We start from the raw sequence: 17,736 nt of genomic DNA on the forward strand, positions 1-17,736 counted from the left end.
CGTTCAATCCACTGACGGGAGACAGATATGAAAACGAGCGCACGCAACCAGTTGGCAGGGAAAGTGACCAAGGTCACGCGCGGAGCCGTCAACGATGAAATCGAACTCGCCTTGCCGGGCGGTCAGAAAATCGTGGCGGTTGTCACGCACGAAAGCGCGGAATCGCTGGGACTGAAGGATGGCAGCGATGCTTTCGCGCTCATCAAGGCATCGTGGGTGATGTTGATGGAAGACACGAACGCGAAGCTGTCCGCGCGCAATCAACTGCGCGGAACGGTTGACAGCGTGACGCGCGGCGCGGTGAACGCGGAAGTCACGCTGACGGTCGGCGATTCGACGAAGATCGTCGCGATCATCACCAACGAAAGCGTGGATACGCTGGGACTCGCGCAGGGTCAGAAGGCCGTGGCGGTCATCAAGGCGTCGAGCGTGATCATCGGCGTGAACGACTGATATCGATCAGGCGATTTTGGCGGCTACGTGCGCCTCGGTGCGGCGCTCGGGGATGTGATAGTGGTTCACCTTCCAGCGCGCCCGCACGTACGGGCGTTCGTGGCCCGAAAGATCGAGCGCGATATCGGTGATCCAGCGCTGCGTCGGCACGGGCACGCCATGCAGCGCCACGACGATGACCGCGAGACTGGCCGCGACGGGCGCAGGCGACAATTTGCCCGCTTCCGCCCGCCACGCGATCCACACGAAGCCGAGCGCCACCGCGACACCGAGCGCGCAGCCGGCCACCACTTCCGAGACGGAATGCGCGTCCAGCACCACGCGCGAGACCCCCACCATCACGCCGATGAGCATGCCCAGCGCCACGCCGCACGCGCGGATCGCGCCACGCGTGGGCAGCAGCGCGACAAATAACACCACGGGAAGCACGGCGGTTGCCATGAGCGCATGGCCGCTGACGCCGGTGAAATCCAGTTGCCGCACGCCGATTCCCCAGCCAAGAAACGCGATTTTGCTGAGCGCGACCAGCGCGCTTGCCGCGCCGAGCAAACCGAGCCACGCGCAGGCATATTTCCAGCGGTAGCCTACGACGAGCCACGCCGCCACCGCGAGCGCGGCAGGCGCCATGACGCCCACGCTACCGAGCGCGGTAATGGCAAACCAAAGAGAAGCAGGAAGGTCCAAAGTCATCAGATCAAATGGGAATGGCGGTTGCTGCAGTGCGTCAGACGCGTGGGATTTGTCATCTTACAACGAGTGGATGACGCCCCACAGCAAGATTGCTCGGAAGTTTGGTGCGAGTGAATTTCGTTAAATTATGACGCGGATTGATCCCAAGCTTGCGTGTTACACCGTGTAACTCTCGTTTATTTTCGTCATCGTGATTGAAACAGTCCTTATTCGACTCAAGATTTAAGTTTTCGCTGACGCATCGCGATAACGGTTTAGTGTTATTGTGCAACGCACAACACGATGCGTTTTCCATGCTCTCGCATCGTCCGAATTGCCTGTTTTTGGAGGAACCAGCCGTATGTCGAAAAGCCTGACCAAGCTCTGGCTGCGTGGCTTGAGACGACTGGTCGCCGGCCAGGCCGATGCTGTGCGCCCGCCCAGGCCGCGCCCGGCCACCAAGCCCGTGCGCGCGAAAACCGTCAAGACGAAACTCAAGTCAGCCGCATCGAAAGCCGCTGTGTCGCCGCGGCCGTCCGTCGGGCCGCGACCCGCGTTGCGTGAATCGCGCGTGCGGCCGCGTGCATCGGCGTGGGCGCGCGGAAAATGGGCACGATCCTATCATTCCGCGCCACCGACGGCGGGCCGCTTCGTCAATCACCTGTCTTATGCGCTGTATATGCCGCCGAAGACCGAGATGGCACCCATGCCGCTCGTCGTCATGCTGCACGGCTGCCAGCAAACCGCCGACGAGTTCGCGCAGGGCACGCGCATGAATCTGTTGGCGGATCGCTATGGTTTCGCAGTGCTGTATCCCGAGCAGTCGAAGCACGATCATGCGCATCGCTGTTGGCACTGGTATGACGACAGCGGAAATGGCGGCGGTGAAGCGGCGTCGATCGTTTCGCTCGTCAAGGCCATGCTCGACGAGCACGATTTCGATCCCGAACGCGTCTATCTGGCAGGCATGTCGGCAGGCGCCGGTCTCGCGACGCTGCTGGCAATCCGCTATCCGCATATTTTTGCGGCTGTTGGGCTGCATTCTGGTCCGGTGTTTGGCGAGGCGAAGTCCGGCATTGCTGCGATGGACGTCATGCGGCGCGGCAGCCGTACCGACCCGATCACGCTGATCGATGCAGCGGTCGACGTGCGTGAATATCCCGGCATGCCGGCGGTGATCGTGCACGGTGAACTGGATTCGGTCGTGACATCGGCCAACGCGGAGCAACTGACGCGTCAGTTTCTTCGCCTGAACAATTTCGTCGATGCGGCGGGTGAACGTCGCGCGGGCGAAGCGCGTCAAGAAACGCTTGCCGATGGCGTCGTGAGCGATTACATCAAGAACGGGCGGCGCGTGGTCAAGACATCGATCGTGCGCGGACTGGGCCACGCATGGGCCGGCGGCGACGATACCGTGGCGTTCCATTCATCGAAAGGGCCGGAATCGACGGCGGTGATGTGGGAGTTTTTCAAGCATCAACGACGTTCGGCGGAAGCGGCGCGCAGTGCCTACGTGACTTGACCTAGCACTTTTTACCGCTCCATGTGTTGCAAATTTGTGTTTTGTGTCAAAAAAGTTGCTTTCCGGGCTGGCGTTGGATAGGGGATTACCCTATACTAGCTTCATAGGTAGAAACCCCAATATTCCAGCGAGGCCCACCATGTTCCTGCTCAGCCGCATTTTCCTGTTCCTGACGAAGTCCGCCGACCAACGTGATCGTGAGCGCGACGACGAGTATCTCGCCGAAGCCACCGACATTTACGATCTCGAATATCGTATGAAGAAGTTGGATCAGCGCGTGAAGCTGCGTCATCCTTCGTGGATGGCGAACTAAGCTAGTTTTGACGAGAAGCCGCTTGTCTCTGCAAGCGGCTTTTCTTTGCTAGAAACGCAAATGCCGGCCTCGTGAGGCCGGCATTTTGCATTCTGCGTGTTACGCCAGTTTCACGCGAACATCGACGTTATTGCGCGTCGCGTTCGAGTAGGGGCAAACCTGATGCGCGGCATCGACGATCGACTGCGCTTCGGCGCGATCGAGTCCCGGCAGCGTCACGCGCAATTCGATATCCAGTGCGAAACCGCCTGCGTCGTTCGGGCCCACGCCCACATCGGCGGCGACGGTCGTATCGGCGGGAATCGCTTTCTTTTGCTGACCGGCAACGAATTTCATCGCGGACAGGAAACACGCGGAATAACCTGCGGCAAACAATTGCTCCGGATTCGTGCCGGGTGCGTCCGTGCCTCCCAAAGCCTTGGGCGCGCTCAACTTCACATTCAATTGCTCGTCCGACGACACGGCGCGGCCATCGCGGCCACCGGTGCTCGTTGCCGTCGCTTTGTACAGAATGTTCATCGCGTTCTCTCCTTGAGGTTCGTCGCCGACTGGCGGCGCGAAGGGGTTTGATTCACTGGGAAGGTCGTTGTTGCGCTGACCACGGAGAGAAATATAACGCGTTAATCATTAACGTACAAACTAATTTTTCGAGATGATGTCGGTAGAGCCAGGCAATCGCGGTTCAGCGGTTCATATATGCGTTCAGGGACGCCCGCAACTTGATCAGATCGCCATGCAGTTGCACCAGTGAGTCCACGTCCGAACCCGATGCGCAGAAGATCTCACCAGGAATGCCCGTGGCGGATTGCTTCAAATCCCGTCCGGTGTCCGTGAGCCGAATATGAACCTGCCGTTCGTCCTCGGTCCCGCGCGTGCGCTCGACGTAACCTTGCGCTTCCAGCCGCTTAAGCAACGGCGTCAGCGTCGCGGAATCGAGCGATAAACGGGACGCGATTTCCTTGACCGTCAGCCCTTCGGTTTCCCACAGCACCAGCATGGCGAGGTATTGCGGATACGTGAGCCCGAGTTTGTCCAGCAGCGGCTTGTAGGTTTTCGTCATCGCGAGGGATGTCGAATACAGCGCGAAGCAAAGCTGCTGGTCGAGTTCGAGCGGAAAGTCGTCGGGCGAGGTCATGGCGGATGCGAAGCGAAAACCGGTCGGTCGGTTTCGCTAGTGTACGTAAAACCCTTCGCGCGTGAACGATCGCCGAAAAGCCGCGGTGCGCATCACGCGCCGGGTGCATCCGACGCGTTTGGAATGTCCGGCGTGTCCGTCGACGGCACGCCGAAACATCCGCGATACGTCGCGTAGAACGAGCAGTAGAGCGCGGTCGTCACGAGAATCGATGCGGGCATCAGCACGGCGAAGGCCATTTCCTGATCGAGTCCGACCGCTTGCATCAAGGCGCTCAGCCCGAACGACACGCCCAGCGCGACGACCATCCAGATCACGCCATAAAACACGAATGCGCCGCGATTGCGCCAGCAGGAAACGAGGCTGAAGAACAGCGCCTTTGCTGGCGGAACTTCGTGCCACGCGACCAGAACCGGCGCGAACCAGAACAGCATGGCGACGGGAATATAGCTGCCCATCGCGACCAGCACGGCGAGCAGGCTGAAATTCGCGGCGACGGTTTCGGGGTCGCCCGCGGCGCCGTCGCCCATCATCAGGCCGAGCAGCTTGCCGCCATCGACCAGTGTGGAGAGCGCGAAGACCATCGCCATCGCGACGATATACAGCGCGCCGAGGATCAGCAGCCGCCGTGCGACCACGCCGCCGTAGGAGCGAAAGCCATCGACGAGAACGGTTGGCCAGACGGGCTTGCCCGCGATCGTGTCGCGGCACGCCGCCATGAAACCGACCGCGACGCCCGGAATGAACAGCAGCGGCAGGAACGGGCCGATGAGCGGCACGCGCGAGATCAGCGTCATCACGAACAGATAGGCGAAAAAGACCGTGAGGAACGCGAACGGGTTGCGGCGGAACAGCCAGAGGCCCTGGCGGAACCACACATAGCCGGTTTTGGCGGGGACTTCGATGAGTCGCATGAATGAAGGGGAAGGTTACCGGTGAGCGGAGGACGCAGCGGATTTGACGCGCTCGCGCAGAATGCGTTCGAAATGACCGGGATCGTGCGGCTTGAGCATTTGCGCCTCGCGCGGACGATGGAAATCGTACAGGCGCGAAACCCAGAAGCGCAGGGCGCCCGCGCGCAGCATGTCGTTCCAGTGACGTTGTTCGGCGGCCGTGAACGGACGCACGGTTTGATACGCGCGCAACAGGGCTTCGACGCGCGCAGGATCGAGCACGCCGGTCGCGAGATCGATACACCAGTCGTTCACGGTCACGGCGACATCGAACAGCCATTTATCGACGCCAGCGAAGTAGAAGTCGAAGAAACCGCCGAGCCGCGCGTGCTCGATGCCATGCGCGAACAGCACGTTATCGCGGAACAAATCGCAATGGCACGGACCCGCCGGCAGCGACGCGTAATCCGCCGAGCCGAAAAACGCGGCCTGATGCGCAAGTTCGCTGTCGATCAGCGCACGCTGCGCATCGCTCAGATGATCGATGATCGCAGGCACGTTCTCCTGCCACCACGCGAGACTCCGCAAGTTCGGCTGATGCTGCGAGAAATCGCGCCCCGCGAGATGCAGACGCGCCAGCATTTGCCCGACTTCGATGCAATGCGCGGGCGTCGGCGCGAGTTCCGGCGCGCCTTCGAGCTTCGTCACGATGGCGGCGGGCTTGCCGTGCAGCAGGCCGAAGAGCGAGCCGTCGCGGCGCGGCATCGGGTCCGGCACCGGCACGCGATGTGACGCCAGATGACGCATCAGGTCGAGATAAAACGGCAGTTGCGCGGCCGTGAGGTTCTCGAAGATCGTGAGCACGTACTCGCCGCGCGCGGTCGTGAGAAAGAAATTGCTGTTCTCGATGCCCGACTGGATGCCGCGAAACTCGACGACATCGCCGAGATCGTACTGTTGCAGCCAGTCGCCGAGTTCGGCGTCAGTGACGGGAGTGAAGACGGCCATGCGGGAAAGTCGTTCAGGTTGGGCGGCGCGGAATGGCGGCGGGCGTGTCGGGACGATGTTGAGGCGACAGCGCTGGCGCCCCGCGAAAAACAAGCCCGCTCGGTGCGAGCGGGCCAGCGGATGAATGCGGCGGATTTCAGTAATGCAGGCTGAACGACGGCAGGCGCGTGCTGGCCTTTCCGTTGTCGCGCACTTGCGGCGAGGTGTCGGACGGTGCGCTCATCTGATAACGCGTGCCGAAATTGGAGTGCACATCGATTTCGACGGGCTTGCCCTTGTCGCGATACTCGGTGATCTCCGTGCCGTTGGTGCTGAGTTCGTGATAGCTCGGCAAGCGTGGCGGCGAGATTTCCACCTTCGAACTCACGTTCGCCGGCGGACGGTTGATGGCTTTCAGATCGGGAAGACCAGCGGCTTCTTCCTGCGACATGGCCGGCTGCGTCGCCTGGGGCGCCTGTGGCGTGTTCGGCTGCCCGAGAGCACCGAAACTTGCAGCGGCAAGAACTGCCGCGGCGGCGGCACAAAGAAGCGGCTTCATGATCTTTCTCCAGGCGATGGCCGGATTCTAACAAAACGCGTCATCCCGAACTGCCGAAGATAAATACGCGCGACGGCCCAACGCCTTATTTTGCGCTGCTTCGCGCCTTTTGAGGCGAGTAAGAAAAAAGCCGTGCTCATGCGAGCAGGGGCTTCATGGATCGCACATTCATCCGTGTTAATGTCTTTGCATCACGAGGGTATCGGATATCTACAAGATCATGACAAACGACCGGACACAAACGACACAGGGCACGCCAGCCAACGACTTCCCCACCGAATCCTTCGACGATCCCGCCGCCGCCGTCTCGCGCGTCTCCGCGATCTACGAAGCGAACACCGCTTTCCTGCGCGATGCCTTCGCGCGCTATCGACGCAACGAGCAGTTCACGCATCGCGTGCGCGCGTGCTATCCGTTCGTGCGGGTGCGCACGGAACTGAACACGCAGATCGATTCGCGCCGCTCTTATGGTTTCGTCGCGGGGCCGGGCATCTATGAAACCACCGTCACGCGTCCCGATCTTTTCGGCGACTACTATCGCGAACAGTTGCGACTGCTGACGAAAAACCATCACGTGGGCATTGAAGTGGGTGTGTCGGCGCAACCTATTCCGATTCATTTCGCGTTCGCGGAAGGCATTCATCTCGAAGGCGATCTGGACCGCGACCGGCTGCTCGCCATGCGCAATATCTTCGATACGCCGGATTTGGCGCTGCTGGACGATCGCATCGTCAACGGCACGTTCGAGCCGGGGCCGGGCGAGCCGCATCCGCTGGCGTTGTTCACGGCGGCGCGGGTGGATTTCTCGTTGCATCGGCTGAGGCATTACACGGCGACGTCCCCGACGCATTTTCAGAACTACGTGCTTTATACGAACTACCAGTTTTATATCGATGAGTTCGTGAAGCTCGGCCGCGAGATGATGTCGCGCGCCGATGATGAAGAGATGCGCGCGTATCGAGGTGAGTATTCATCGTTCGTCGAACCGGGCGATGTGGTCACGTATAACGCGAATCTCGGCGACCAGCCCGAGGAAGGTCGTGCGCCGCCGCGTCTTCCGCAGATGCCTGCGTATCATCTGAAGCGCGCGGACGGCAGCGGCATCACGATGGTGAACATCGGCGTGGGGCCGTCGAATGCGAAGACGATCACCGATCATATCGCCGTGCTCAGGCCGCATGCGTGGATCATGCTCGGTCACTGCGCGGGCCTGCGCAACACGCAGCGTTTAGGCGATTACGTGCTGGCTCACGGCTACGTGCGCGAAGATCACGTGCTCGATGACGACCTGCCGCTGTGGGTGCCGGTGCCCGCGCTCGCGGAAGTGCAGGTGGCGCTGGAAAAAGCGGTCGCGCAGGTGACGCAGCTTGAGGGCGTGGAACTCAAGCGCGTGATGCGCACGGGCACGGTGGCGAGCGTCGATAACCGTAACTGGGAACTGCGCGATCATCGCGAGCCGGTGCGGCGCTTGTCGCAGAGTCGCGCGGTGGCGCTCGATATGGAAAGCGCGACGATTGCCGCGAACGGGTTCCGCTTTCGCGTGCCGTATGGGACGTTGTTATGCGTGTCGGACAAGCCGCTGCATGGTGAACTGAAGTTGCCGGGGATGGCGGATCAGTTCTATCGCGCGCAAGTGGATCAGCATTTGCAGATCGGCGTGAAGGCGATGGAGTTGCTGCGGGAGAATGGCTTGTCGAGGCTGCATAGCCGCAAGTTGCGGAGCTTTGCGGAGGTGGCGTTTCAGTGATGCAACGGGGGCGACGTTGAATCGCCCTCGTTGTTTAGACTTACTGTTGAGGACGCGGCGTTTCCAGCAAACGCGTGTAGTTCATCCATCCGGTGACGGGCGCTTCGGTCCCATGCGACGGTGCGCAACCGGTTTGCTGATCGAGTTCAGCGGGCAAGCAATAGGCTCCTTCATAAGTCACGCGCACCCACGGCGTGTTGCTGCCGCTGGCTTCGGTGACGTTGCGAATGGTCGATGTATCCGCGCTGATCTTCGAATCTCTCGGAATGACCAGAACGGCCGCGCAAGTCGAACCGGGGCATGAGCGCATATTCATGTCGATGCCGCTAAGCCACATATCGATCACTCCACGGTTGCTTGAATCCACCGCAGCGGCGGTTGTGCTCAAAGCCGGAGCGGGCTGCAACGCAGGTGCCTTCGCGATGCTGAGCCGGCTAATCCGGTTCAGATCATCGTTGCTGATACGACGCACGAAGCTAAGCGTTTGAAGAATGCCGTCGCTGCCGATCATCGAAAGGTGAAAGGCGGTGTGATCTGCGTTCCATTCCTTGCGGATAGTGAGAATCTCAGCTTTGCCTCTGAGCGAGGTGTTGACGTTGACCGTTTCAGCGTCAGGGTCCACGTCGCCCAAGGTGAGGTTCAACGGTTTGTCGTCTTGCACGACCTGCAAACGATCGTCCGCATAGTAGATCGTCGTCAGGCCGGCTTCCGAGTCGGAATTCCAGACGCCCGAAATTTCCTTGAGAAGCGCTACCTTGCTGTCTTGAGCGGCAGATGTCGGCGAGTTGCCCGGCGAATGGCTGTCCTTGCCGCAACCGGCAAGCAGAGAGACGACGAGCGCTGCAGCCGTGACCAGCCGCAAAGAATGATTCAACACAGTTTTCATACCGGTTTATAGCTTGCTGAATGGGCGAAGACGGCGGCTGTCAGTGCGTTTTCGTCGCTAATAGCCGAGTCAGTCGGATAACGCCATCCATGCAATGCGGGACGGCGGGGGCGCAAGCATACCGTTCGGAAAACTACGTTTTATGGAAATGTGTGATGCCGCGGCACATGATTGCCGGGAAACGGACAGGCGAACGGAAGGGCCGAGCGGCCCTTCGCGCAAACAAACGATACTGGCTTACAAATAAAACATCCGGTCATCATCCGACTTGCTTTCCGCCGGCTGCTCGATCGCATCTTCCCGATCTTCATAAAACGCGAGCACGGCATCCAGCACCTGATCGGGATCGTCGATCACCTGCATGAGATCGAGGTCCTTCGGTCCGATCACGCCGTTAGTCAGCAGCGTGCTCTTGAACCAGTCGAGCAGGCCCGCCCAGAACTCCGAGCCCACGAGCACAATAGGCACATGACGCGACTTCTTGGTCTGAATGAGCGTGAGCACTTCGGCCAGTTCGTCGAGCGTGCCGAAGCCGCCCGGCATGACCACCACCGCATCCGAATTCTTCACGAACGTGACCTTGCGCGTGAAGAAATGCCGGAAACGCAGCGAGATGTCCTGCCACTGATTGCCCGACTGTTCATGCGGCAATTCGATGTTCAAACCCACCGACGGCGACTTGCCCGCGTGCGCACCCTTGTTCGCCGCTTCCATGATGCCCGGCCCGCCGCCCGATATCACGGCGAAGCCCGCATCCGAGAATTTCTGGGCAATTTCGATGGTGCGCTGATAGTACGGCGATTCGGGTTTGAGCCGCGCGGAACCATAGATGCTGATGGCAGGACGGATCTCCGAGAGGTACTCGGTCGCCTCGATAAACTCTGCCATAATCGTGAACATCTGCCACGATGCGCGAGCCTTTTTGGCCGTCGCGCGCTCTTGATCTGCGAGCGATCGCAGACTCGGAATCACTTTTCTCTTGTTCATAATGCCTGAAGAACGAAGTCTTGAAGGTAAGACCCTGCTATTGATCGACGGTTCGAGTTACTTGTACCGGGCTTACCACGCGATGCCGGACCTGCGCGGTCCCGACGGCGGTCCTACTGGCGCACTGTACGGCATGATCAACATGTTGCGACGCTTGCGGCGTGAAATCAATGCTGAGTATAGCGCGTGTGTTTTTGACGCCAAAGGCAAGACTTTCCGCGACGACTGGTACGCCGATTACAAAGCCAATCGCCCGTCCATGCCCGACGATCTTTCGAAGCAGATCGAACCGATCCACGTCGCGGTGCGCGCGCTCGGCTGGCCGCTCGTGATGATCGAAGGTGTGGAGGCCGACGACGTGATCGGCACGCTCGCGGTGCAGGCCGAGAAGCGCGGCATGAAGGTGATCGTGTCGACGGGCGACAAGGACCTGGCGCAGCTCGTGACGGATCATGTCACCCTCATCAACACGATGACCAACGAAGTTCTCGACCGCGCCGGCGTGCTCGCGAAGTTCAACGTGCCGCCGGAACGCATCGTCGATTATCTTTCGCTGATCGGCGATACGGTCGATAACGTGCCCGGTGTCGAGAAGTGCGGACCGAAGACAGCGGTCAAATGGCTCACGCAATACGACACCCTTGATGGCATCGTAGAACATGCGAACGAGATCAAAGGTGCGGTAGGAGACAATCTGCGCAAGGCTCTCGACTTCCTGCCGATGGCCCGCAAGCTCGTGACCGTGCACACGGAATGCGACCTCGCTTCGCAGATCGTCTCGATCGACGAGACGCTGGTCGCGCGCCCCGAATCGCGCGATGAACTGCGCGACGTGTTCCTGCGTCACGGTTTCAAGACGTGGCTGAGAGAAGTCGAAATCGCGGATGCCGTGGAGGGCCCAAGCGATACGCCGCCCGCCGAAGTCACGGAAATCGTGCATCACTACGAGACGGTGCAGACGTGGGATCAGTTCGATGCATGGCTCAAGCGAATCGACGAAGCAGCGCTTACGTCGTTCGACAGCGAAACCACCTCGCTCGATCCGATGACCGCGCAGATCGTCGGCGTGTCGATATCGGTCGAGCCGGGCCATGCGGCTTACATTCCGCTCGCGCATCGCGGGCCGGACGTGCCCGAGCAATTGCCGCGCGATGAAGTGCTCGCCAAACTCAAGCCGTGGCTTGAGGATGCATCGAAGAAGAAGGTCGGTCAGCATCTGAAGTACGACGAGCAAGTGCTCGCGAATTACGGCATCGAACTGAAGGGCGTGGAGCATGACACGCTGCTTCAGTCGTATGTGCTCGAATCGCACCGATCGCACGGCATGGATGAACTCGCGCTGCGTCATCTCGGCGTGAAGACCATCAAGTACGAGGATGTCGCGGGCAAGGGCGCATCGCAGATCGGTTTCGATGAAGTGCCGGTGGACAAGGCCGCCGAATACGCGGCGGAAGATGCGGATATCACCTTGCGTCTGCATCAGGCGCTGTATCCGCAAGTCACGCAGGAAGAGGGCTTGCTGCACGTTTATCGCGATATCGAATTGCCGACGTCGCGCGTGCTGCGCACCATCGAACGTAACGGTGTCCTGATCGATAGCGCGAAGCTCGATGCGCAAAGCAACGAGATCGCCAAGCGTCTCATCGATCTTCAGGCGCAGGCTTTTGAGCACGCGGGCGGTGAATTCAATCTCGGTTCGCCCAAGCAGATCGGGCAGATTTTCTTCGAGAAACTGCAATTGCCCGTGGTGAAGAAGACGCCGAGCGGCGCGCCTTCCACCGATGAAGAAGTGCTGCAAAAGCTCGCCGAAGATTATCCGTTGCCGAAGGTGTTGCTCGAACATCGTGGCTTGTCGAAACTCAAGTCCACTTACACGGACAAGCTGCCGCGCATGGTCAATGCATCGACCGGGCGCGTGCACACGAACTATGCGCAGGCGGTCGCGGTGACGGGGCGGTTGTCGTCGAACGAGCCTAACTTGCAGAACATTCCGGTGCGCACGGGCGAAGGGCGGCGCATTCGCGAAGCGTTCATCGCGCCGCCGGGAAGCAAGATCGTCTCGGCCGATTATTCGCAGATCGAACTACGCATCATGGCGCATATTTCCGGCGATGAATCGCTCATGCGCGCGTTCAAGGAAGGCGAGGACGTGCATCGCGCGACTGCGTCCGAGGTGTTCAGCGTGACGCCGCTGGAAGTGGACAACGATCAGCGGCGCATCGCGAAGGTCATCAACTTCGGCTTGATCTATGGCATGAGTTCGTTCGGGCTGGCGTCGAATCTCGGCATCACGCGCGATGCAGCGAAGCTTTACATCGATCGTTATTTCGCGCGTTATCCGGGCGTGGCCGCTTATATGGAAAACACGCGTGTCACGGCCAAGATGAACGGTTATGTCGAGACGGTTTTCGGGCGACGCCTGTGGCTGCCTGAGATCAACGGCGGCAGCGGTCCGCGTCGGCAGGCGGCGGAGCGCGCGGCCATCAACGCACCGATGCAGGGGACTGCTGCCGATCTCATCAAACTGTCGATGATCGCGGTGCAGGACTGGATCGAGGCATCGAACATCAAGACGAAGATGATCATGCAGGTGCACGATGAACTCGTGCTCGAAGTGCCCGAGGATGAACTCTCCGAGGTCAGGAAGCGCTTACCTGAACTGATGTGCGGCGTCGCGCAACTGAAGGTGCCGCTGGTGGCGGAAGTGGGCGTGGGCAACAACTGGGAAGAAGCGCATTGAGTCGAAAAGCACGGCCCGGCATGTCGTATATGCCCGACATGTCATGCTCGCGCTTGTGAAGGGCACACGCGCTCACGCACAATGGTCCGGGCCGGGGCGACGCCAATACACAAGACGAAATCAATACCAGTTGCGCACTCGGCAACAACGACACAGGGAGAGCTTTATGCATCGCTTCATCATCGTCGGCGGAGGGGCCGGCGGTCTCGAACTCGCGACGCGTCTCGGCGACCGTTTCGGTTCGACAGACCACAAGACGCCGGCCAAGGCGCAGGTCACGCTGGTGGACCGCAACCCCACGCATATCTGGAAGCCGCTGCTGCACGAAGTGGCGGCGGGCAGCATGGACCCGTTCACGCAGGAACTCGAATACGCGGCGCAGGCGCTGTGGCACGGTTTCGAATTTCAGCAGGGCGAACTGATTGGGCTGGATCGCGCGAACAAGCGTATCAAAATCGGTCCGCTGCGTGATGACGAAGCGGGCGAACTGCTGCCCGAGCGCGAGATCGAGTACGACACGCTGGTCATCGCCATTGGTAGTACGACGCATTTTTTTGGCGTCGATGGCGCGCAGCAAAATTCCATCGCGCTGGATACGGTCAGTCAGGCCGAACTCTTTCGCAAGCGGCTGATCGCGGCGTGCATTCGCGCGGAACATGTCGCGCCGGAGCCGGTCGCGGTGATCGAGGACGAACCGGGCGTCGACCCCGTGCCGCGCATTCAGGTGGCGATCGTCGGCGCGGGCGCGACGGGCGTGGAATTGTCGGCGGAACTGCGCAATACCGCGCAGGTGTTGTCGGCGTATGGCTTGCACAAGCTCGATCCGAAGCACGATATCGGCATCGTGCTGATCGAGGCGGGGCCGCGCATTCTGCCCGCGTTGCAGGAGCGCGTTTCCACCGCGACCGCCGATCTGCTGACCAAGCTCGGCGTGAAGCTCATGACGGGCGAAACCGTCGCGCACGTGGCGCGCGATTCGATCCACACCGCGAGCGGCAAAATGATTCGCGCGGACCTGACCGTGTGGGCGGCGGGCATCAAGGCGCCCGCGATTCTCACCAATCTCGATGGTCTGCCGACCAATCGTCTCGGTCAGTTGATCGTGCGGCGCACGTTGCAAACCGAGATCGACGACAACGTGTTCGCGCTCGGCGATTGCGCCGCGTGTCCGTGGCCCGGCAACGAACGCAATGTACCGCCGCGCGCGCAGGCGGCGCATCAACAGGCGAGTTTTCTGTTCAAGTCGTTCGAGCGTTTGTTGCAGGGCAAGCCGCTGCCCGATTACACCTATCGCGATTTCGGCTCGCTCGTGTCGCTCGGGCATTACAGCGCGGTTGGCAGTCTCATGGGCGGGTTGATCGGCGGCAACATGCTGATCGAAGGGCTGTTCGCGCGCTTCATGTATATGTCGCTTTATCGGCTGCATGTCGCCGCGCTGCATGGCTACGCGCGCATGGTGCTTGATACCATCGCGCATTGCTGCGCCGCTCGACCGCGCCGCGCGTGAAGCTGCACTGATCGCGGCATCGAGGGAATAGACGGGCTGCGCCGTTCGTTCAAAGCTGTTTAGAATGGGCGGCGCGCTGTGTCGGCTTCGGTCGCGGCGCGCGTGCATCATGCAGCGCCGCGCGTGTGCGCGGTTTCAAGGACCCACGCCGTCGCGCGACTGCTTCGAGTCGCGGCGGCTCTGTCGCGGGAGCTTCGCATGCTAGACCCTGAAGTCGATGGCCTCATTCCGCACGTTCCGTTCGATCGCCGTAATTTCATCAAGGCCGCTGTCGGCACGGGCTTCGCGGCCTGCGTGCTGCCGGTGTCCGCGCAAACCATTCATACCGATTCCGATGGACTCGAAGCCGGCGCGGTCGGCGTGCGCGGCGCGGATGGCGTGCTCGTGCCCGCGTATCGCGCGCAGCCGAAGGGGAAGACGCATCTGCCGGTCATCATCGTGATCCATGAGATTTTCGGGGTGCACGAACATATCGCCGATGTCTGCCGGCGCTTCGCCAAGCAAGGTTATCTGGCCATCGCGCCCGATCTTTACACGCGTCAGGGCGATGCTTCCGCCTACACGTCGATGCAGCAACTCAACGAGCAACTCGTGTCGAAGGTGCCGGACGCGCAGGTGATTTCCGACATCGATCAGACCGTGAAGTGGGCGGGCGAGCATGGCGGCGATTTGAAGCGGCTGGGCATTACCGGATTCTGCTGGGGCGGGCGCATTACGTGGCTGTATGCCGAGCACAATCCGAACGTGAAGGCAGCGGTCGCGTGGTACGGGCGGCTCGTCGGCAACAAGACCGAGAACACGCCGAGCAATCCGATCGATCACGCAGCCGAGCTGAAAGTGCCGGTGCTCGGGCTGTATGGGCGGCAGGATCAGAGCATTCCGCAGGACAGCATCGCGCAGATGAAACAGGCGCTCGCCAACGATCCGCCGCCCGCGAAGAACTCGCAGTTCGTGGTGTACGACGACGCGCCGCATGCGTTCTTCGCCGATTATCGTCCGAGCTATCGCAAGGCGGATGCGGAGGACGGCTGGAAGCGCGCGCTCGCGTGGTTCAGCGAGCACGGCGTCAAATAGGTCAGGGCTTCGGTCCGGTCGCGACAGGGCGGCCGGGATCGGCGCTCCACTCGCTCCACGAGCCGGGATAGAGCGCCGCGCCGTGCAGGCCCGCGATTTCCATCGCCAAGGCGTTGTGGCACGCGGTCACGCCGGAGCCGCATTGCAGCACGATGCGGTCTGCGGGCATCGCGCCGATCAGCGAACCGAAGGCTTCGCGCAATTCGTGCGCGGTCTTGAAGCGGCCTTCGGTCGTCAGATTGTTTTTGAAGAAATGATTCAGCGCGCCGGGGATATGGCCGCCAACGGGGTCGAGCGTCTCGTTCTCGCCGCGATAACGGTCGGCGGCGCGGGCATCGATGAGCAGATGATCGCGCGTGCCGATGCTGCGTTCGATCGACTGCGCATCGATGGTGACTTGCAGCGGCGCGGCGGCCTTGAACGTTCCCTTCGTCTTGGAAGGCACCGCACTGTCCAGCGCGTTGCCCGCCGCTTCCCACGCCGTCAGCCCGCCGTCGAGCAGCGCGACGGAATCGTGACCAAGCCACCTCAAAAGCCACCACAGACGCGCTGCATACATGCCGCCCTGCGCGTCATACGCGACCACTTGCTGATCTTCCTTCAAACCGAATTCCGCGAGCTTCGCGACCAGCGCCGCACGTTCCGGCAGCGGATGCCGCCCGTTCGAACCCGTCTTGGCACCGGACAAATCACGATCCAGATGCAAGTAATGCGCGCCAGGAATATGCCCTTTGGCATAAGCCGCTTCGCCCGCGTCAGGCGCGGCGAGATCGAACCGGCAATCGAAAACGAACACGCTGCCGGGCGCGGCAGCGAGACGTTCGGCGAGATTCGCCGGGGAAATGAGCGTGGTGTAGTGAGTGTGCGGCATGACGGCTCCCGATGCGCGATGCAACGCGCGCGACGTTATGAGATGCCGTTAGTCTAAACAAAAAGACGGGCATTTAAGCCCGTCTTTTGCGATGATGCGCGAAGAACGATCCGCCTCAGATCGGCCCAAGCTTCTGCCGCAAAAACTCGTGGAAATGCTGCATGCCCGACTCCATCGGGCTTTGATACGGCCCGACCTGATTCTCGCCACGCGACATCAGCGCGCGACGGCCTGCATCCATGCGTTCGGCGATTTCATCGTCCTCACGCGCGGTTTCCAGATAAGCCGCACGTTCCGCCTCGATGAACTCACGCTCGAACAGCGCGATTTCCTCGGGGTAATAGAACTCGACGATGTTCGTCGTCTTCTGCGTGCCCTGCGGAATGAGCCACGACACCACCAGCACGTGCGGATACCACTCGATCATCAGACCGGGGTAATACACCATCCAGATCGCGCCGAATTCGGGCGGCGTGCCGTTACGGAAGCGCAGGACTTCGTCGTGCCACTTGCGATACGTGGGGCTGCCCGGCTTCTCCAGATTCTTGTGGACGCCGACCGTCTGCACGCTGTACCACTCGCCGAATTCCCATTCGAGGTTGTCGCACGACACGAAGCTGCCCAGTCCCGGATGGAACGGCGCGACGTGATAGTCCTCCAGATAGACCTCGATGAAGGACTTCCAGTTGTAGTTGCACTCGTGCACTTCGACGTGATCGAACATGAAGCCCGAAAAATCGAAGTGACGCGCCGTGCCGAGCTTCGCCAGGTCAGCCGCGACATTGCGGCCTTCCGACTCGAACAGCAAGCCTTGCCAGTTTTGCAGCGAAGTCTTGCCGAGGTTCAGGCACGGTTTGTCCGCGAAATGCGGCGCGCCGAGGAGTTGACCATCGAGGTCATACGTCCAGCGATGCAACGGGCACACGATATTGCTTGCGCTACCGCGCCCGTTGAGCATGATGGCCTGACGATGGCGGCACACGTTCGACAGCAGTTCGATATTGTTCTGCTGATTGCGAACGAGCACGCGCCCTTCGTTCTCGCCGGGAAGCGCGAAATAATTGCCCGCGTCGGGGACCATGAGTTCATGTCCGACGTAACGAGGGCCTGGTTTGAAAAGGGTATTCAGTTCGCGCTGGAGAAGCGCGTCGTCAAAGTAAGCCGTGACTGGTAGCTGACTGTGAATGGCATTCAGCTGCAATGCATTGCTCAGATTGGACATTCCCACTCCCGTAAAGACGTGAAAGCAGTGAACAACCCAACCATCGAAGTTTCGATTTAGGGGAGCCCGCGATTATACCGAAATCTGCATCCCTGGGGTGCATAAGGTCTTGATTTGGGTATAAATTGTGCCGCGAGTTCCCCTTGCGCGTTGAACAGATGAAGGCTCGTC

15 protein-coding genes and 2 pseudogenes are annotated in these 17,736 nt (G+C 60.7%); 7 read left to right on the top strand and 10 right to left on the bottom strand.

Features of this window, described 5'->3' with window-relative positions:
- Positions 1 to 27: 27 nt before the first annotated feature.
- A pseudogene (locus tag ACZCWR_RS17105) lies at positions 28 to 453 on the top strand (TOBE domain-containing protein); the annotation flags it as partial.
- Positions 454 to 459: 6 nt separating this feature from the next.
- Here ACZCWR_RS17105 and ACZCWR_RS17110 read toward each other — a convergent pair.
- Entirely contained in the window at positions 460 to 1,143 is a 684-nt protein-coding gene (locus tag ACZCWR_RS17110) for a phosphatase PAP2 family protein (protein ID WP_487304180.1), read from the bottom strand.
- A gap of 340 nt (positions 1,144 to 1,483) precedes the next feature.
- Between ACZCWR_RS17110 and ACZCWR_RS17115 the strand changes: the two genes are divergently transcribed.
- Together ACZCWR_RS17115 and ACZCWR_RS17120 are read left to right on the top strand one after the other, a co-directional pair.
- Positions 1,484 to 2,644 carry an extracellular catalytic domain type 1 short-chain-length polyhydroxyalkanoate depolymerase gene (locus ACZCWR_RS17115; RefSeq protein ID WP_487304181.1) on the top strand — a complete coding sequence of 387 codons (1,161 nt, stop codon included), beginning with the start codon at positions 1,484 to 1,486 and terminating at the stop codon, positions 2,642 to 2,644.
- A gap of 139 nt (positions 2,645 to 2,783) precedes the next feature.
- Complete coding sequence (locus ACZCWR_RS17120; protein ID WP_487304182.1) at positions 2,784 to 2,957, top strand: DUF3563 family protein; 174 nt, start codon at positions 2,784 to 2,786, stop codon at positions 2,955 to 2,957.
- 99 nt (positions 2,958 to 3,056) lie between these two features.
- Here the strand turns inward: ACZCWR_RS17120 and ACZCWR_RS17125 are convergent, their stop codons facing one another.
- From ACZCWR_RS17125 to ACZCWR_RS17145, 5 genes are all read right to left on the bottom strand, one after another.
- Entirely contained in the window at positions 3,057 to 3,476 is a 420-nt protein-coding gene (locus ACZCWR_RS17125) for an organic hydroperoxide resistance protein (protein ID WP_487304183.1), read from the bottom strand.
- A 163-nt stretch (positions 3,477 to 3,639) separates the two neighbouring features.
- Complete coding sequence (locus ACZCWR_RS17130) at positions 3,640 to 4,092, bottom strand: MarR family winged helix-turn-helix transcriptional regulator (protein ID WP_487304184.1); 453 nt, start codon at positions 4,090 to 4,092, stop codon at positions 3,640 to 3,642.
- Between the two features lie 92 nt (positions 4,093 to 4,184).
- Positions 4,185 to 5,006, bottom strand: a complete 822-nt coding sequence (locus tag ACZCWR_RS17135) for a BPSS1780 family membrane protein (RefSeq protein WP_487304185.1) — start codon at positions 5,004 to 5,006, stop codon at positions 4,185 to 4,187.
- A gap of 15 nt (positions 5,007 to 5,021) precedes the next feature.
- Positions 5,022 to 5,993, bottom strand: a complete 972-nt coding sequence (locus ACZCWR_RS17140) for a homoserine kinase (RefSeq protein WP_487304186.1) — start codon at positions 5,991 to 5,993, stop codon at positions 5,022 to 5,024.
- 136 nt (positions 5,994 to 6,129) lie between these two features.
- The gene (locus ACZCWR_RS17145) at positions 6,130 to 6,531 is read right to left on the bottom strand and encodes a hypothetical protein (protein WP_487304187.1); all 402 of its coding nucleotides are present in this window, start codon (positions 6,529 to 6,531) and stop codon (positions 6,130 to 6,132) included.
- Between the two features lie 220 nt (positions 6,532 to 6,751).
- Between ACZCWR_RS17145 and ACZCWR_RS17150 the strand changes: the two genes are divergently transcribed.
- Positions 6,752 to 8,278, top strand: a complete 1,527-nt coding sequence (locus tag ACZCWR_RS17150; protein ID WP_487304188.1) for an AMP nucleosidase — start codon at positions 6,752 to 6,754, stop codon at positions 8,276 to 8,278.
- Between the two features lie 40 nt (positions 8,279 to 8,318).
- On the opposite strand, the gene ACZCWR_RS17155 is transcribed toward ACZCWR_RS17150, so the two are convergent.
- Positions 8,319 to 9,152, bottom strand: coding sequence for a hypothetical protein (locus tag ACZCWR_RS17155; RefSeq protein WP_487304189.1), 834 nt, complete (start codon positions 9,150 to 9,152; stop codon positions 8,319 to 8,321).
- Between the two features lie 249 nt (positions 9,153 to 9,401).
- On the bottom strand, positions 9,402 to 10,151 hold the full coding sequence (locus tag ACZCWR_RS17160) for an LOG family protein (RefSeq protein ID WP_487304190.1): 750 nt from the start codon (positions 10,149 to 10,151) through the stop codon (positions 9,402 to 9,404).
- Position 10,152: 1 nt separating this feature from the next.
- Here ACZCWR_RS17160 and polA point away from each other — a divergent pair, with 1 nt between their 5' ends.
- The 3 genes and pseudogenes from polA (at position 10,153) to ACZCWR_RS17175 (ending at position 15,472) form a co-directional block, all read left to right on the top strand.
- Positions 10,153 to 12,891 (top strand): DNA polymerase I, encoded by a 2,739-nt coding sequence (polA, locus tag ACZCWR_RS17165; RefSeq protein WP_487304726.1) that lies wholly within the window; start codon positions 10,153 to 10,155, stop codon positions 12,889 to 12,891.
- 166 nt (positions 12,892 to 13,057) lie between these two features.
- Positions 13,058 to 14,409, top strand: a pseudogene (locus tag ACZCWR_RS17170) (NAD(P)/FAD-dependent oxidoreductase).
- Positions 14,410 to 14,596: 187 nt separating this feature from the next.
- Complete coding sequence (locus ACZCWR_RS17175; protein ID WP_487304191.1) at positions 14,597 to 15,472, top strand: dienelactone hydrolase family protein; 876 nt, start codon at positions 14,597 to 14,599, stop codon at positions 15,470 to 15,472.
- A 1-nt stretch (position 15,473) separates the two neighbouring features.
- Here ACZCWR_RS17175 and ACZCWR_RS17180 read toward each other — a convergent pair whose 3' ends face one another.
- Both ACZCWR_RS17180 and ACZCWR_RS17185 read right to left on the bottom strand, forming a co-directional pair.
- On the bottom strand, positions 15,474 to 16,343 hold the full coding sequence (locus tag ACZCWR_RS17180; RefSeq protein ID WP_487304192.1) for a sulfurtransferase: 870 nt from the start codon (positions 16,341 to 16,343) through the stop codon (positions 15,474 to 15,476).
- A gap of 115 nt (positions 16,344 to 16,458) precedes the next feature.
- Complete coding sequence (locus tag ACZCWR_RS17185; RefSeq protein ID WP_487304193.1) at positions 16,459 to 17,565, bottom strand: aromatic ring-hydroxylating oxygenase subunit alpha; 1,107 nt, start codon at positions 17,563 to 17,565, stop codon at positions 16,459 to 16,461.
- Positions 17,566 to 17,736: the final 171 nt, after the last annotated feature.

Source organism: Caballeronia sp. A2-2, assembly GCF_057612605.2.

What these genes read in the sequence shown, in the direction of transcription:
- ACZCWR_RS17130 (WP_487304184.1), bottom strand. Translation starts at nt 4,092, where the DNA reads ATGACCTCGCCCGACGACTTTCCGCTCGAACTCGACCAGCAGCTTTGC.
- ACZCWR_RS17140 (WP_487304186.1), bottom strand. Translation starts at nt 5,993, where the DNA reads ATGGCCGTCTTCACTCCCGTCACTGACGCCGAACTCGGCGACTGGCTG.
- ACZCWR_RS17135 (WP_487304185.1), bottom strand. Translation starts at nt 5,006, where the DNA reads ATGCGACTCATCGAAGTCCCCGCCAAAACCGGCTATGTGTGGTTCCGC.
- ACZCWR_RS17145 (WP_487304187.1), bottom strand. Translation starts at nt 6,531, where the DNA reads ATGAAGCCGCTTCTTTGTGCCGCCGCCGCGGCAGTTCTTGCCGCTGCA.
- ACZCWR_RS17110 (WP_487304180.1), bottom strand. Translation starts at nt 1,143, where the DNA reads ATGACTTTGGACCTTCCTGCTTCTCTTTGGTTTGCCATTACCGCGCTC.
- ACZCWR_RS17180 (WP_487304192.1), bottom strand. Translation starts at nt 16,343, where the DNA reads ATGCCGCACACTCACTACACCACGCTCATTTCCCCGGCGAATCTCGCC.
- ACZCWR_RS17150 (WP_487304188.1), top strand. Translation starts at nt 6,752, where the DNA reads ATGACAAACGACCGGACACAAACGACACAGGGCACGCCAGCCAACGAC.
- ACZCWR_RS17185 (WP_487304193.1), bottom strand. Translation starts at nt 17,565, where the DNA reads ATGTCCAATCTGAGCAATGCATTGCAGCTGAATGCCATTCACAGTCAG.
- ACZCWR_RS17115 (WP_487304181.1), top strand. Translation starts at nt 1,484, where the DNA reads ATGTCGAAAAGCCTGACCAAGCTCTGGCTGCGTGGCTTGAGACGACTG.
- ACZCWR_RS17175 (WP_487304191.1), top strand. Translation starts at nt 14,597, where the DNA reads ATGCTAGACCCTGAAGTCGATGGCCTCATTCCGCACGTTCCGTTCGAT.
- ACZCWR_RS17160 (WP_487304190.1), bottom strand. Translation starts at nt 10,151, where the DNA reads ATGAACAAGAGAAAAGTGATTCCGAGTCTGCGATCGCTCGCAGATCAA.
- ACZCWR_RS17120 (WP_487304182.1), top strand. Translation starts at nt 2,784, where the DNA reads ATGTTCCTGCTCAGCCGCATTTTCCTGTTCCTGACGAAGTCCGCCGAC.
- ACZCWR_RS17125 (WP_487304183.1), bottom strand. Translation starts at nt 3,476, where the DNA reads ATGAACATTCTGTACAAAGCGACGGCAACGAGCACCGGTGGCCGCGAT.
- polA (WP_487304726.1), top strand. Translation starts at nt 10,153, where the DNA reads ATGCCTGAAGAACGAAGTCTTGAAGGTAAGACCCTGCTATTGATCGAC.